The organism is Stenotrophomonas sp. WHRI 8082 (assembly GCF_040223995.2).
GTDB lineage: Bacteria > Pseudomonadota > Gammaproteobacteria > Xanthomonadales > Xanthomonadaceae > Stenotrophomonas.
Map to the genome: position 1 here is coordinate 144,563 of NZ_CP167826.1, position 14,713 is coordinate 159,275.

The window sequence follows — 14,713 nt, forward strand, 5'->3', positions numbered from 1 at the left end:
CTCCCGTCCGGCCCCCTCCCAGGACACCGCTTCCAGCGACCCGCCACGAGGGGCCCAGCCGCTCGCTACCAACCACCTCCCGGCACAGCCCTTGCATGTCACCGCAGGCAACCTCCAGGAGCTTCACACGTGGCCGCAGCTGCAGACAAAACCAAGAAATCCGCCGACAAGGACAAGGCCGCCCCGTCGCGTCGTCCCATGCTGGTCATCGCCCTGATCGCCGTCGTTGCCGCCGCGGCCGCGGGCGGTGGCGTGTGGTATTTCACCCAGTCCGCGCACGGCGATGCCGGTGCACCGGCAACCAAGGCCAAGCCCAAGGCGCCGCCGGCACCCGCGCAGTACTTCGGCCTTGAGCCGCCCTTCGTGGTCAACCTCAACGGCCCGGTCGATGGCCCCCGCTACCTGCAGGTGGAAGTACAGCTGATGACCCGCGACGCCACCTCGCTGGATGCCATCCGCACCCATTCCCCGGCGCTCCGCGCCCGCCTGCTGATGCTGTTCTCGCAGGTTACCCCGGACCAGATCGCCGATCGGGCCGGCAAAGAGAAGCTGCAGGCCGACTCGTTGGCTGAGGTGCAGAAAGTGCTGATGGCGGAAACCGGCAAGAAGTGCGCCGATGACCTGCTGTTCACCAGTTTCGTCACCCAGTAAGGGCCGGCCATGAATGACCTGCTGTCCCAGGACGAGATCGATGCCCTGCTGCATGGCGTCGACAGCGGCGCGGTGGAAACCGATGTCGATGCCTCCGTGCCCGGCGAAGCGCGCTCGTACGATTTCGCCAGCCAGGACCGCATCATCCGCGGGCGCATGCCCACGCTGGAGATGGTCCATGAGCGCTTCGCCCGCCTGTGGCGCATCGGCCTGTTCAACCTGATCCGCCGCTCGGCCGAGCTGTCGGTGCGCGGCATCGAGCTGATCAAGTTCAACGATTACATGCATTCGCTGTACGTGCCCACCAACCTGAACCTGATCCGCTTCAAGCCGCTGCGCGGCACCGGCCTGATCGTGTTCGAGCCGACCCTGGTGTTCGCCATCGTCGACAATTTCTTCGGTGGGGATGGGCGCTACCCCACCCGCATCGAGGGCCGCGAGTTCACCGCCACGGAAATGCGGGTCATCCACCTGCTGCTGAAGCAGACCTTCGCCGATCTGCGCGAGGCGTGGGCGCCGGTGATGGACGTGGAGTTCGAATACCTCAATTCCGAGATCAACCCGCACTTCGCCAACATCGTCACCCCGCGCGAATACGTCGTGGTGTGCCGCCTGCACGTCGAACTCGACGGGGGCGGCGGCGACATCCACGTCACCCTGCCCTACTCGATGCTGGAACCCATCCGCGAACTGCTCGATGCCGGTATCCAGAGCGACCGCAACGACCGCGACGAGAGCTGGGGCAAGACCCTGCGCGAGCAGCTCAACGTGGCCGAGGTCAACCTGTCCAGCGTGCTCGCGACCAAGCGCATGAGCCTGCGCGAGCTGACCCGCTTGAAGGTCGGCGACATCCTGCCGATCGACCTGCCCAACGAGGTGCCGGTCTGCGTGGAAGGCATCCCGGTGTTCACCGGCCAATTCGGCGTGGCCAATGGCATGAACGCTGTAAAGATCACCGCAACCCATCCGCCGGGCACCCGCCAGCGTGCGCCAGCTACCCAGGAAGACCCGCAATGAACGAAACCGAGCGCCAAGAAGCCATCGCTGCCCAGTTCGAGGCCCTGCAGGCCGAGGACACCGGCGGTGCCGATCTCAACCTGGACGTGATCCTGGACGTGCCGGTGACGCTGTCACTGGAAGTCGGGCGTGCGCGCCTGCCGATCCGCAACCTGCTGCAGCTCAACCAGGGCTCGGTGGTGGAACTGGAACGCGGTGCCGGCGAGTCACTGGACGTGCTGGTCAACGGCACGCTGATCGCACATGGCGAAGTGGTCGTCATCAATGATCGCTTCGGCGTGCGCCTGACCGACGTGGTCAGCCCCAGCGAACGGATCCGGAGACTGCGTTGAGCCTGCACCTGCTCATCGCCACCGGTCAGGCGGCAGCAAAGGTCGCCCCGCCCGCGGTAGGCCAGCATGCGCCCTCCACGCCCGGCCTGTTCGGTGCCGTGCTGGCGCTGCTGCTGGTGCTGGCGCTGGTGGTGGGCCTGGGCTGGTTGCTCAAGCGCATGCCGGGCAGCAGCTTCCGCCAGGCCGAGGGCCTGAAGATGGTGGCCAGCATCGCCGTGGGCGCCAAGGAGCGCGTGGTGGTGCTGGAAATCAACGGTGAGCAGATGCTGCTGGGCGTGACCGCTGGCGGCATCAGCAAGCTGGACACGCTGAGCGAACCGCTCCCGCCACCGACGCCGATGCGCGTGCCGGACCTGAAGAACCTCCCCAATTTCGCCCAGTTGCTGCAGCAGCGGCTGCGCAAGGATTCCTGAAATGCGTTCGATCTCTCTGCCGCGCGCAGGCCATCGGCCCGAAGCCACCCGCTGGCTCCCTTTGCTGGCGTTGCTGGTGATGCTGCTGCTTCCCGCGCTGGCCTTCGCGGTGCCGGGTGCGCCGACCACGCCGCTGCCCGACGTGAATGTCGGCCGCATCGGTGGGCAGCCGGTCAGCCTGCCGCTGCAGACCCTGCTGCTGATGACAGCGATCACCCTGATCCCGTCAATGCTGCTGGTGCTCACCGCGTTCACCCGCATCATCGTCGTGCTGGCCCTGCTGCGGCAGGCGCTGGGCACCGGCCAGACGCCGTCCAACCAGGTCATGCTCGGCCTTGCCCTGTTCCTGACCGCGATGATCATGTTGCCGACCTGGGACAAGGCCTGGAGCAGCGGCATGGCGCCTTACCTGGACGGGCAGATTGATTTCCAGTCAGCCTGGACGCTTACCACGCAGCCACTGCGCGCCTTCATGCTGGCGCAGATCCGCGAAACCGACCTGATGACCTTTGCCGGCATCGCCGGCCATGGCACCTATGCCAGTCCAGACGCGGTGCCCTTCCCGGTGCTGGTGGCGTCCTTCGTCACCAGCGAGCTGAAGACCGCCTTCGAAATCGGCTTCCTGATCTTCATCCCCTTCGTGATCATCGATCTGGTCGTGGCCAGCGTGCTGATGTCGATGGGCATGATGATGCTGTCGCCCATGCTGGTGTCGGCGCCTTTCAAGATCCTGTTGTTCGTGCTGGTCGATGGCTGGGTGCTGACCGTCGGCACACTGGCCGCCAGCTTCAATCCTTCCTGAGTCGCCCGGCCCCTCTTCCACTGGAATTCCGATGTCTCCCGAACTTGCCCTGACCGAACTGCGCGGCGGCCTGATCGCCACCCTATGGATGGCCGGCCCCCTGTTGCTCACCGTGCTGGTGGTGGGCGTGGTGGTGGGCATCGTGCAGGCCGCCACCCAGCTCAACGAGCCGACCATCGCTTTCGTCGCCAAGGCGGCTGCGCTGACGGCCGTCCTGTTCGCGCTGGGCAGCCTGCTGCTGGGACATATGGTTGAGTTCACCATCCTGCTGTTCCAGCGCATTCCCCATCTGATCGGCTAGGTCGTGCGCTTCGTCCCACCCTGCATCAGTACCCGATGGGCGCACGCGCCCTTCGTCGTCCGCATGAACGGCTGCGACAGGGACCGGATCCCGCTGGAGGGCGGCTGATGGATCCTGCGACCCAGATGGCGACCGACGGCCTGCAGGCCTTCGGCATGATCGGCGATACGCTGTGGACCCTGCTGCGGCTGGGCGCCATGATCATGGCGATGCCGCTGATCGGTACCCGCGCGGTGCCGTCCCGCATCAAACTGCTGCTGTCGGCGACGCTGGCGATCGCACTGGCGCCGATCCTTCCGCCCGTACCCAGCTGGGTGGGATTCGATGCCGCTACCGTACTGACCATCTTCCGCGAACTGGTGATCGGGATAACGATCGGCTTCATGCTGCGGCTGGTATTCGAGGCCGGCGCGTTGGCCGGCGAGCTGATCGCCCAAGGCACTGGCCTGTCCTTCGCGCAGATGGCCGACCCGATGCGCGGGGGCAGCTCGGGCGTCATCGGGCAATGGTTCTACCTGATGTTCGGCCTGCTGTTCTTCACCGCCAACGGCCATCTGGCGTTGATCACGCTGCTGGTGGACAGCTATCGCGCATTGCCGATCGGCACCACCCTGCCCGATCCGCAGGCACTGACCACCTTGGCTCCCACCTTCCTGCTGACTGTGCTGCGTGGCGGCGTCGGACTGGCGTTGCCGCTGATCGTGGCGATGCTGGCGGTCAACCTGGCCTTCGGCGCACTCGCCCGTGCAGCTCCGGCGCTCAATCCGATCCAGCTCGGCCTGCCGGTATCGCTGCTGTTGGGGCTGGCCCTGCTGGCCGTGCTGGCGGGCGAGATGGGCCCACCCGTGCAGCGCCTGTTTGATGCAGCCTTTGATGCGGCCGGTGCCGTGGTCCGCTGACCGCAGCACGCAAGGCAGCTCACTGACAGCAGGCAGGGGCAACGCCGCGTGTGCATCCACGCCATTTATCGGTAGATTCATCGTGAAGATGCGCTGACCTGCACGAGCCAGCGCAAGTCGAACAGGAGATCGACGATGCTGCAGGGCCGCTACGAGATTTCGTTGGTCATTTTGTCCCTGCTGGTCGCTGCGCTGGCATCGTTCACCGCACTGGCCATGGCATCACGCGCTGCGCGCAGCGACGGCGCGTCGGCGATGTGGGTCTGGCGGCTCGGCGGCGGCTGCGCCATGGGCCTTGGCATCTGGTCGATGCACTTCATCGGCATGCTGGCCTTCGCGCTGCCCATTGCGGTGGCCTATGACCGCACCCTGACCTCCGCGTCGCTGGCGATCGCCATCGGATCGTCCGTGTTCGCCCTCTGGCTGGTCACCCGACCCACTCTGCCGCACGGACGACTGGCCGGTGGCGCAGTGCTGATGGGCGCCGGCATTGCCAGCATGCACTACGTCGGCATGCTGGCCATGCGGATGCAGCCGCCCATCCAGTGGCATTTCGGCTGGGTAATCGCCTCGCTGCTGGTGGCTGTCGCGGCAAGCTGGAGCGCCCTGTTCATCGTGTTCCGTCTGCACCGCTCACAGGCGCGCCTGTCGGCACGCCTGGCCGCATCGGTCATGCTCGGCGCCGGCATTGGCGGCATGCACTACACCGGCATGGCCGCAGCGCGGTTTCCGCAGGACAGCGTCTGCGGTGCATTGGCTGTCGGCAGCCTGCCCAGCGACATCCTGGCGCTGCTGGTCGTGCTGGTTACCGGGCTGATTCTGGGAGGGGCGCTGTTGTTGGCTTGGATGGAGCACCGCCTGCAGACCCACCTGCTGCGCGTACGCAACGCTTCACTCAGCCACAGCCTGGATGATGCACACGCCGAACTGACACGGGCTGCGTTGCACGACCCCCTCACCCGCCTGCCCAATCGCAGGCTGTTGCAGCAGCACATCGAGCAATCGCTCAGCGAGGTGACCACATCGGGCCAGCGCTTCGCTGTGGTGTTCATCGATCTGGACGGGTTCAAGCACGTCAACGACGTCTACGGGCACCAGACCGGCGATGCGCTGCTGATTGCAGTCAGCGAACGGCTGGGCCGCCTGCTGCGTCCGCGTGACCTGCTTGCGCGCTTGGGCGGGGATGAGTTCGTGCTGGTGGCCGACCTGGACGCAGGGCAGGACATGACCCTGCTTGCGCAGCACATGCTGCAGGCGCTGGATGTCCACGACCTGGTCGCCGGCCACGAGTTGCGGGTGAGTGCGAGCATCGGCATCGCCCTGTGCCCCGACCACGCGATGTCCGAGCGACAGCTGATGGCCTGCGCCGACGCTGCGATGTACCAGGCCAAGCAGCGGGGTCGCAACCGCTATGTTGTCTACATCGATGGGATGGATTCCGATGCCGCTGCGCAAGCGGCGCTGCAGGCCGAGCTTCGCGCCGCCATCGACGGCCACCAACTGTTGCTGCATTACCAACCCAAGCTGCGGGTAGAAGACGGGGACGTCTGCGGTGCCGAAGCCCTCGTCCGCTGGCAGCATCCGCAGCGCGGCCTGATCGCCCCCGACCAGTTCATCGGCCTGGCCGAACGCAGCGGCCTGATCGGCGCGCTGGGGCGCTGGGCGCTGGATGAAGCGTGCAGGCAACTGCGCCAGTGGCATTGCCTTGGCCAGGACGACTGGACGATATCAGTGAACCTGTCGCCGCTGCAGTTCACCGCGCCCGGCCTGCTGCAGGATGTGGCCAGTGCGTTGACACGTCATCAGCTGCCCGCGCGCCAGCTCATCCTTGAAATCACCGAGAGCACGGTGATGCGCGATACGACGACCAGCACCGACCTGTTGCAGGGGCTGTCGGCGCTGGGAGTGGGCATCTCCATCGACGACTTCGGCACCGGCTATTCCAGCCTGTTCTACCTCAAGCGCTTGCCCGCCACGGAACTGAAGATCGACCACGCCTTCGTGCGCGACCTGGCCAACAGCCGCGAGGACGTGGTCATCGTGTCGTCCATCATCGCGCTGGGCCGCGCCTTGCGCATGGACGTGGTGGCCGAAGGTGTGGAAACCATCGCCCAGCGGCGCTGCCTGGAGCAGCTGGGATGCACCTCCCTGCAGGGCTTTCTGCTGGGGCGTCCGGTCGAGGCCGCACGTTTCCTGCAGTTGCACGGTGAGCGAAGGCCGCAGGTGGAGCCGACCCCGTAGCACCGAGCCACGCTCGGCGGATGCCCGCATCGTCCGGGCCCGCTGCGCTCGCCGACCCTGGGTCGGCGCTACCGGTGATCTGCAGCGGCACGGATCTTGCAGCCTGCCGGGTACCCCCCTGGATCTGCGCGCGATGTCCGAGAACGAAGACGGCGGCGAAAAAACCGAACAGCCAACTGAAAAACGACTGCGCGAGGCCCGCGAACAGGGCAATACGCCGCGCTCGCGCGAGTTGGCGACCGCTGCGGTATTCGGCGGGGGCGTGCTGGCGGTGATGGCCACCGGCGGGCAGCTGGCCAGCGGCGGCATCGACTGGATGAAACAGGCGCTGACCCCCGACCTCTCGCTGCGCCAGCACCCGATGGAGCTGTTTGGCCATGTCGGCGACCTGTTCCTGCGCCTGCTGCTGGTCACCGCACCGCTGTTGATCGTCTGCCTGCTGGCCAGCTTCCTGGCGCCGGTGGTGATGGGTGGCCTGCGATGGTCCGGCAAGGCGATGATGCCCGACTTCACCCGCATGAATCCCGCCTCCGGCCTCAAGCGCCTGTATGGCCCCGAAGCGGTCGCCGAGTTCGTCAAATCCCTGCTGCGCGTGCTGTTCGTCGGCACCGCCGCCACCATCGTGATGATGGGCGGCATGGACCTGCTGCGTGGACTGCTGCACCAGCCGTTGGAGACCGCCATCGTGCGCGGCCTCGGCTTCACCTTGAAGCTGCTGCTGGCCACGGCGGTAGCGATGCTGCTGCTGGCTTTCATTGATGCGCCATACCAGCGCTGGAACTGGCTGCGCAAGCTGAAGATGACCCGTGAAGAACTGCGCCGCGAGATGAAGGAAAGCGAAGGCAGCCCGGAAGTGAAGGGGCGCATCCGCCAGCTGCAGCACGAAATGTCCAACCGCCGGATGATGGAAGCGGTACCCACCGCCGACGTGGTGCTGGTCAATCCGACCCATTACGCCGTTGCGCTGAAGTACGAAGGCGGCAAGATGGGCGCGCCCAAGGTGGTCGCGCTGGGGGTGGATGAAACCGCCCAGCACATCCGCAAGATCGCCGAGGGCAACAAGGTGGCCATCGTCTCGGCGCCGCCTTTGGCACGGGCCTTGTATCGGGAAGGGGAACTCGGAAAGGAAATCCCCGTGAGACTGTATTCGGCCGTTGCCCAGGTGCTCTCCTACGTCTACCAGCTGCGCAGCTGGCGCACCGGCCCCATGCCCAGCCAGCCGTACGTGGACGTGGCCGAATACGCACCGGGCACCGCGCCTGACAGGGCGCCGCGATGAGCGCCCAGCCCGGCACCTTCAATACACGCAGCATCCTAGCGATGATCCGCCAGGGGCTCGGCGCGCCGCTGATCGTCATGGCCCTGCTGGCCATGGTGGTCGTACCGCTGGCCGCCCCCGTGCTGGATGCGCTGTTCACCTTCAACATCGCCATCTCGATGATGGTGCTGCTGGCGGTGGTGTATGTGAAGCGTCCGCTGGACTTCACCATCTTCCCGATCGTGCTGCTGGTCACCACGATGCTGCGGCTGGCACTGAACGTCGCCTCCACCCGCGTGATCCTGCTCAACGGCCAGAACGGCCACGAGGCCGCCGGCAAGGTGATCGCCGCCTTCGGCGAGTTCGTCATCGGCGGCAACTACGCCGTCGGCATCGTGGTCTTCGCGATCCTGACCATCATCAATTTCGTGGTGATCACCAAAGGTGCAGGCCGCGTCTCCGAAGTGACCGCGCGCTTCATCCTCGACTCAATGCCCGGCAAGCAGATGGCCATCGATGCCGACCTCAATGCCGGATTGTTGACGCGTGAAGAGGCCAAGGCCCGGCGCGAGGAGGTCCGCGAGGAAGCAGACTTCTACGGTGCGATGGACGGTGCCAGCAAGTTCATCCGTGGCGACGCCATCGCCGGCATCCTGATCCTCTTCATCAACATGATCGGCGGCCTGGCCGTCGGCATGCTCCAGCACAACATGGCCTTCGGCGACGCAGCGGCCACCTATACCCTGCTGTCCATCGGTGACGGCCTGGTGGCGCAGCTGCCGGCGCTGCTGGTGTCCAGTGCGGTGGCGATGCTGGTCACCCGCGCCTCGCGCTCGCAGGACATGAGCCAGGCCATGATGGGCCAGGTGTTCGGCCAGTACCGTGCGCTGGCCATCACCGCCGGCATCATCGGGGTGGTCGGCCTGGTCCCGGGCATGCCGAACGTCGCCTTCCTGACGCTGGCGACGATCCTGGGCTTCATGGCCTGGAAGATATGGAAAAAGAGCCAGCTGGCCGAGGCGCAGGCCAACGCCGCGCCGACCGCCCAACCGATGGACGCGCTGGGTCGCCCCGCCGCGCCCGCACCCAGCGCCGAACTGACCTGGGACGAACTTCGTCCGGTCGACCCGCTGGGCCTGGAAGTGGGCTACCGGCTGATCCCGCTGGTCGATGCCGCGCAGGGCGGCGAACTGATGGCCCGCATCAAGGGCGTGCGTCGCAAACTGACGCAGGACATCGGCTTCCTGATTCCCTCGGTGCACATCCGCGACAACCTGGAACTGCCCGCCACCGCCTACCGCCTGCTGATCCACGGCGTGCCGGTCGCCACGGCGGAAATCCATCCTGACCGCGAACTGGCGCTGGACCCGGGCAGTGCCTTGGGCCAGCTGGACGGCATCGCCGGCAAGGACCCGGCCTTCGGCTTGGATGCCACGTGGATCCAGCCGCATCAGCGCGCCCATGCGGAATCGATGGGCTACACCGTGGTGGACCCGGCCACCGTGGTCGCCACCCACCTGTCCCACCTGATCCGCGAGCATGCGCCGGAGCTGCTGGGTCATGAGGAAGTGCAACAGCTGCTGGCCAACCTGGCCAAGAGCGCCCCGAAGCTGGTCGAAGACCTGACCCCGAAGGCCGTGCCGCTGTCGGTGGTGGTACGCGTGCTGCAGAACCTGTTGATCGAGCGCATCCCGGTACGCCAACTGCGCAAGATAGCCGAGTCGCTGGTGGAAACCGCCCCGTCCAGCCAGGACCCGACCGTGCTCACCGCGGCAGTGCGCAACACGCTGGGCCGTTTCATCGTGCAGGAGATCGCCGGCATGTCCGCCGAGCTGCCGGTGTTCACCCTCAACCCGCAATTGGAACGCGTCTTGCAGGAGTCCACGCAGGGTAACGGCGCTGCGCTGGAACCCGGACTCGCCGAACGGCTGCACCAGAGTCTTGCCGACTGTGTCAGCAAGCAGGAAGCCCGCAACGAGCCCGCCGTGGTGCTGGTACCGGGCCCGGTCCGTGCCGCGCTGGCACGCCTGGTCCGTCACAGCGTTCCATCGCTGTCGGTGCTGGCGTACAGCGAGGTGCCGGAAGACAAGCGGTTGAAGCTGGTCGGCACGATCAGCTGACCGCGGGCCTCCACCGGCGCCGGGAAACCGGCAGCAGCGCCGCCGCCACCGTAGTGATCCAACCATTTTCCAAGGGGACCCCGCACCGTGCAGACCACCGAACAATCGCGATCCCCTGCCACCGAACCGACTCCGTCCCGGTACCCCAGCATGAAAATCAAACGCTTCGTCGCCGCCGACATGCGATCGGCCATGAACCTGGTTCGCAAGGAACATGGACCGGATGCGGTCATCCTGTCCAACCGGCGGATCGAGGAAGGCGTCGAAATCGTGGCGGCCGCACATTACGACGAGAGCGTGGTGCAGCGTGCACTGGAAACCGCCCGCAAGGACAGTGCGCCCGTGCAGGCAGCCGCACCGGCGCCGCGTCCGCGCACCGCCGCCGATGCGATGATCGCCGCGATGACCCGTCGCCGCGAGCCGGTCGCCGAGATCGAACCGGTGGCGGCGACCACGTCGGCCGTTGCGGCCCTGGCACGCGCAGCGGTGGGCGCGACGGGTCGCACGTTGAACAGCAGCGATGAGATCGTCATGCAGCGCGGCAGCGAAGGATTCGCCGCGACCCTGGCCCGTGCCGCCGGCGGTGCACTGCATCGCGAAGCGCCGCAGCGTGTCAACGAACCGGCGCTGCCGGAGCAGATCTTTGCCCCGTTCGAACACGCACAGCCCGAACCGCGCCAGCAGGCCAGCGCACCGCGTCCACTGCCGCCGCTGCCGCGCGCCTGGGTGGAAGATGAAGCCTTCGCCATCGAGACGCCGGTCGTTGCCGCGCCGGTCATCCGCCCCCCGACCGTGCTGCCGCCGCCGCTGCCGATGGCCTTCGCCGCGCAGATGCCGATGATCGGTAGCGCCGAGCCACGCTCGGCGGACACCCTCCCGGCGCCGCAGGCCCCCGCCGCCCCGGACACCCTCTCGACGCCGCAGCCCCCGGCCGCCCCGGACATCTCCGCGGCCCCGCAGCCGCCTGCCGCCCTGGACACCTTCCCGGCGCCGACCTCCGGTAGCGCCGAGCCACGCTCGGCGGAAACCTTGCCGGCCCTGCAGGTCGCCGAGGCCGTACAACCGGCGCGCCCCATCGTCGCCCCGCCGACCCTCACCGTCATCGCCCGCGACGACGAAGAGATGCGCCACCTGCGCAACGAAGTAGCCGGCATGCGCCAGGTGATCGAGCGCGAAATGCACCGCTTCACCGATGAGCGCCTGCGCGGCAATCCCGTGCGCGCCGCCGCGCTGGACCTGATGGACGAATATGGCTTCGATGCCGGCATCGCCCGCGACGTGGTGCTGCAGATCCCGCTGGAGACCGAAGCCCACCGCGGTCGCGGCCTGATGCTGGGCCTGCTCTCGCGCAAGCTGCCGATCTCGCCGGTGGACCCGCTGGAAGCAGGCGGTGTGATCGCGCTGGTCGGACCCACCGGAGCCGGCAAGACCACCACCATCGCCAAGCTTGCCTCGCGCTTTGCCGAAAGCCACGCCCCGCGCGATGTCGCCCTGGTCACCACTGATACCACCCGTATCGGCGCCCGCGAGCAGCTGTACGGCTTCGGCCGCCAGCTCGGCATCGCCGTGCACGAGGCCAGCAGCGGTACCGATCTGGACCAGTTGCTGGAACGCCTGAAGGACTACAAGCTGGTGCTGATCGACACCGCAGGCGTCGGCCCGCGCGACCGCACCCTGGCCTCGCAGCTGCAGTGGCTGCGTGCCGCGCCGAAGGTCAGCACCCTGCTGGTGCTGCCGGCCAACACCAGCTTCGGCGACATGGACGAAGTGGTGCGCCGCTTCAGCGCCGCCAACCTGCAGGGCGTCGTGCTGAGCAAGCTGGACGAGACCGGTCGCTTCGGTACGGCCCTGTCGGTCGCCGTCGACCACCGCCTGCCGATCACCTGGGTGACCGATGGCCAGGACGTTCCTGAAGACCTGCACCGGGCCAGTGCGGCCAATCTTGTACTTCGCCTTGAAGATTTGCGCCGCGCGGCCGATATGCCCTGCAACCCGGAGTTGAACCATGCCGTCGCGTGAATACGCCAAGCTGACCACGACCTTCCCGTTGTCGGCCACCCGCAGCCAGCCGCTGGGCCCGGTCCGCACCATCGCCGTCACCGGCGGCAAGGGCGGCGTGGGCAAGACGAACGTTTCGGCCAACATGGCCGTGGCGCTCGCTGGCATGGGCAAACGCACGCTGCTGCTGGATGCCGACCTCGGCCTGGCCAACATCGATGTGATCCTCGGCCTGAAGCCGGAGTTCACCCTGGCCGACCTGATCGCCGGGCGCTGCACGCTGGAAGAAGTGATCATCGAGGGACCCAACGGCGTGCTGGTGGTCCCGGCTGCATCCGGTCGGCGGCACATGGCCGAGCTGGCACCGGCCGAGCACGTCGGCCTGGTCAACGTGTTCTCCGAGCTGGAGCGCGACCTGGATGTGATGGTGGTCGACACGGCCGCCGGCATCACCGACGGCGTGCTGACCTTCTGCCAGGCCGCGCAGGACACCGTGGTGGTGGTCTGCGATGAGCCGGCCTCGATCACCGATGCCTACGCGCTGATCAAGGTGTTGTCGCGCGAACGCGGCGTGGATCGCATCCAGGTGGTGGCCAACATGGTGCGCGATCCCAACGAAGGGCGCGTGCTGTATGAAAAGCTCAGCCGGGTCTGCGAGAAATTCCTCGCCGATGTCTCGCTGAACTACCTCGGCTGCGTGCCGCAGGATGACTGGCTGCGCATGTCCGTGCAGCGCCAGCAGCCGGTGGTGAAAGCCTACCCGTCCAGCCCGTCGGCGCTGGCGATCAACGAAATCGCCCGCCGCACCGCGCGCTGGCAGGCACCGACGGAGCCGCGCGGTGGCGTGGAGTTCTTCCTCGAACGCATCCTCAAGCAGCGGGGGGTGGTGGCATGAAAGGCGCCGCTCAATACCGCGAGGTGCAGCGCACGGCAGCAACCGAGTGCATCGCGCAGCATTCGGACCTGGTGCGGCGCATCGCCCACCACCTGGCCGCGCGACTGCCCGCCAGCGTCGAAATCGATGACCTGATCCAGGCCGGCATGATGGGCCTGATGGAAGCGTCGCGCAGCTACGACGCCGACCAGGGGGCCTCGTTTGAAACCTATGCTTCGATTCGCATCCGCGGTTCGATGATCGATGAGATCCGTCGCGGCGACTGGGTGCCGCGCTCGGTGCACCGCCGCGCCCGCGATGCCGCCTCGACCATCCGTCGCCTGGAGCAGACCACGGGTCGCGCCGCATCGGCCACCGAAGTGGCCGCGGCGATGGACATCCCGCTGCCGGAATACCTCCGGCTGATGGAAGATGCCTCGCGCGGCCAGGTGCTGAGCCTGGAATCGCGCATCGAAGACCAGGGCGAGCTGGATACCGTCGCCCAAGGCGGACCCACCCCGCAGCAGGTGCTGGAGCGCAGCCAGTTCGGCAGCGAGCTGGGCAAGGCCATCGGCCACCTGCCCGAGCGCGAACAGCTGGTGCTGTCGCTGTATTACGAACAGGAATTGAACCTTAAAGAGATCGGCGCAGTGCTCGGTGTGAGCGAGTCGCGGGTCTGCCAGATCCATGGCCAGGCGGTATTGCGCCTGCGTGGCCGACTGAAAGCCTTCGAGGCCGTTGACGCGGGCCTGGAAGCATAAGTACCCAAGAGGAATGAAGCTTTGAACAAGAACATGCGCATCCTGATCGTCGACGATTTCTCGACCATGCGTCGCATCGTCAAGAACCTGCTGGGCGACCTGGGCTTCAGCAACACCGCCGAGGCCGAGGATGGGCATGCCGCGCTGGCGTTGCTGCAGAGCCAGTCCTTCGACTTCGTGGTGACCGACTGGAACATGCCGGTCATGACCGGCATCGAGCTGCTGAAGGCCATCCGTGCCGACGCCAAGCTGAAGACCCTGCCGGTGCTGATGGTGACCGCCGAAGCCAAGCGCGAGCAGATCATCGAGGCGGCACAGGCCGGCGTGAACGGCTACATCATCAAGCCCTTCACCGCACAGACGCTGCAGGAAAAACTGGGCAAGATCTTCGAACGCCTGGCGGCGAGCGCTTGATGGACGTCGCCATGGACAAGGCGTGGCTGGTGCAGCGCCTGCAGGAAGCATTGGCCGCACTGGAAACCGGCGATGAAGCCGGCTGGCGTGTGCAGATCGATGCGCTGGCGGCGGCACGCACCCAGCCGATGATGGCCGGCCTGTCACGGCTGGCCCGCGAGCTGGGCCAGGCGCTGGGAGAACTGCCCACCGTGGGCCACGACGCCGATGCTGAAGAGCTCGACGATGCGTGTGCGCGCCTGGACCACGTGGTCACGATGACCGAGCAGGCCACCCACCGCACCTTGGACCTGACCGAGGAATGCCGTGCCCTGACCGCCCGCCTGGGCGAGGAGGCGCTGCCTGCACTGGAGCAGCAGCAGGCGCTCGAGCGTATCCGCCACAACCTGACCGAGATCGCGCTGACCCAGAGTTACCAGGACCTGACCGGCCAGATCATCCGCCGGGTGGTGGGCATCGTGCGTCGCGTACATGAAGGCTTCGGTGCCCTGGGCCTGCCGCCGGAACTGCAGGCATCGCGCCAGCAGGGCCGCACTGAGCCGGCGCTGGCCGGACCGGCCGTGGCCGGCGTGGATCGCCACGCGGTGTCCCAGCTGGACGCCGACGACCTGCTGTCCGACCTGGGGCTCTGA

Annotated in this window: 15 protein-coding genes; all 15 read left to right on the plus strand. The window is 67.0% G+C overall.

All coding sequences use genetic code 11. The annotated features are described in order from the left end of the window. Positions 1-129 precede the first annotated feature (129 nt). The 15 genes from ABRP17_RS00630 to ABRP17_RS00700 all read left to right on the plus strand — a co-directional run bounded on the left by ABRP17_RS00630 (position 130) and on the right by ABRP17_RS00700 (position 14,713). On the plus strand, positions 130-651 hold the full coding sequence (locus ABRP17_RS00630; protein ID WP_349986100.1) for a flagellar basal body-associated FliL family protein: 522 nt from the start codon (positions 130-132) through the stop codon (positions 649-651). Positions 652-660: 9 nt separating this feature from the next. Beyond that, positions 661-1,668: a flagellar motor switch protein FliM gene (gene fliM / locus ABRP17_RS00635; RefSeq protein WP_188324117.1), complete on the plus strand. Its 1,008-nt coding sequence runs from the start codon at positions 661-663 to the stop codon at positions 1,666-1,668. Then, complete coding sequence (gene fliN / locus ABRP17_RS00640; RefSeq protein WP_188324118.1) at positions 1,665-2,000, plus strand: flagellar motor switch protein FliN; 336 nt, start codon at positions 1,665-1,667, stop codon at positions 1,998-2,000. The genes fliM and fliN overlap by 4 nt, the downstream gene beginning before the upstream one ends. Next, the gene (gene fliO, locus ABRP17_RS00645; RefSeq protein WP_372486847.1) at positions 1,997-2,413 is read left to right on the plus strand and encodes a flagellar biosynthetic protein FliO; all 417 of its coding nucleotides are present in this window, start codon (positions 1,997-1,999) and stop codon (positions 2,411-2,413) included. Before fliN ends, fliO begins: the two co-directional genes overlap by 4 nt. A 79-nt stretch (positions 2,414-2,492) precedes the next feature. Further along, entirely contained in the window at positions 2,493-3,215 is a 723-nt protein-coding gene (gene fliP / locus ABRP17_RS00650) for a flagellar type III secretion system pore protein FliP (protein WP_349986109.1), read from the plus strand. Between the two features lie 31 nt (positions 3,216-3,246). After that, the gene (locus tag ABRP17_RS00655; RefSeq protein WP_349986098.1) at positions 3,247-3,516 is read left to right on the plus strand and encodes a flagellar biosynthetic protein FliQ; all 270 of its coding nucleotides are present in this window, start codon (positions 3,247-3,249) and stop codon (positions 3,514-3,516) included. Positions 3,517-3,623: 107 nt separating this feature from the next. Beyond that, positions 3,624-4,415 carry a flagellar biosynthetic protein FliR gene (gene fliR / locus ABRP17_RS00660; RefSeq protein WP_349986097.1) on the plus strand — a complete coding sequence of 264 codons (792 nt, stop codon included), beginning with the start codon at positions 3,624-3,626 and terminating at the stop codon, positions 4,413-4,415. 135 nt (positions 4,416-4,550) lie between these two features. Next, a complete protein-coding gene (locus ABRP17_RS00665; RefSeq protein ID WP_349986096.1) occupies positions 4,551-6,656 on the plus strand; it encodes a bifunctional diguanylate cyclase/phosphodiesterase in 2,106 nt (701 codons plus the stop codon). Between the two features lie 133 nt (positions 6,657-6,789). Next, positions 6,790-7,935 (plus strand): flagellar biosynthesis protein FlhB, encoded by a 1,146-nt coding sequence (flhB, locus tag ABRP17_RS00670; RefSeq protein ID WP_349986094.1) that lies wholly within the window; start codon positions 6,790-6,792, stop codon positions 7,933-7,935. Further along, positions 7,932-10,034, plus strand: coding sequence for a flagellar biosynthesis protein FlhA (flhA, locus tag ABRP17_RS00675; protein ID WP_349986093.1), 2,103 nt, complete (start codon positions 7,932-7,934; stop codon positions 10,032-10,034). Before flhB ends, flhA begins: the two co-directional genes overlap by 4 nt. 150 nt (positions 10,035-10,184) lie before the next feature. Continuing rightward, positions 10,185-12,053: a flagellar biosynthesis protein FlhF gene (gene flhF / locus ABRP17_RS00680; RefSeq protein WP_349986091.1), complete on the plus strand. Its 1,869-nt coding sequence runs from the start codon at positions 10,185-10,187 to the stop codon at positions 12,051-12,053. Continuing rightward, on the plus strand, positions 12,040-12,927 hold the full coding sequence (locus ABRP17_RS00685) for a MinD/ParA family protein (protein ID WP_349986089.1): 888 nt from the start codon (positions 12,040-12,042) through the stop codon (positions 12,925-12,927). Before flhF ends, ABRP17_RS00685 begins: the two co-directional genes overlap by 14 nt. After that, positions 12,924-13,667, plus strand: coding sequence for an RNA polymerase sigma factor FliA (locus ABRP17_RS00690; protein WP_188324125.1), 744 nt, complete (start codon positions 12,924-12,926; stop codon positions 13,665-13,667). Before ABRP17_RS00685 ends, ABRP17_RS00690 begins: the two co-directional genes overlap by 4 nt. Positions 13,668-13,688: 21 nt before the next feature. Next, on the plus strand, positions 13,689-14,081 hold the full coding sequence (gene cheY, locus ABRP17_RS00695) for a chemotaxis response regulator CheY (RefSeq protein ID WP_188324126.1): 393 nt from the start codon (positions 13,689-13,691) through the stop codon (positions 14,079-14,081). Then, positions 14,081-14,713, plus strand: coding sequence for a protein phosphatase CheZ (locus ABRP17_RS00700; protein WP_188324127.1), 633 nt, complete (start codon positions 14,081-14,083; stop codon positions 14,711-14,713). The genes cheY and ABRP17_RS00700 overlap by 1 nt, the downstream gene beginning before the upstream one ends.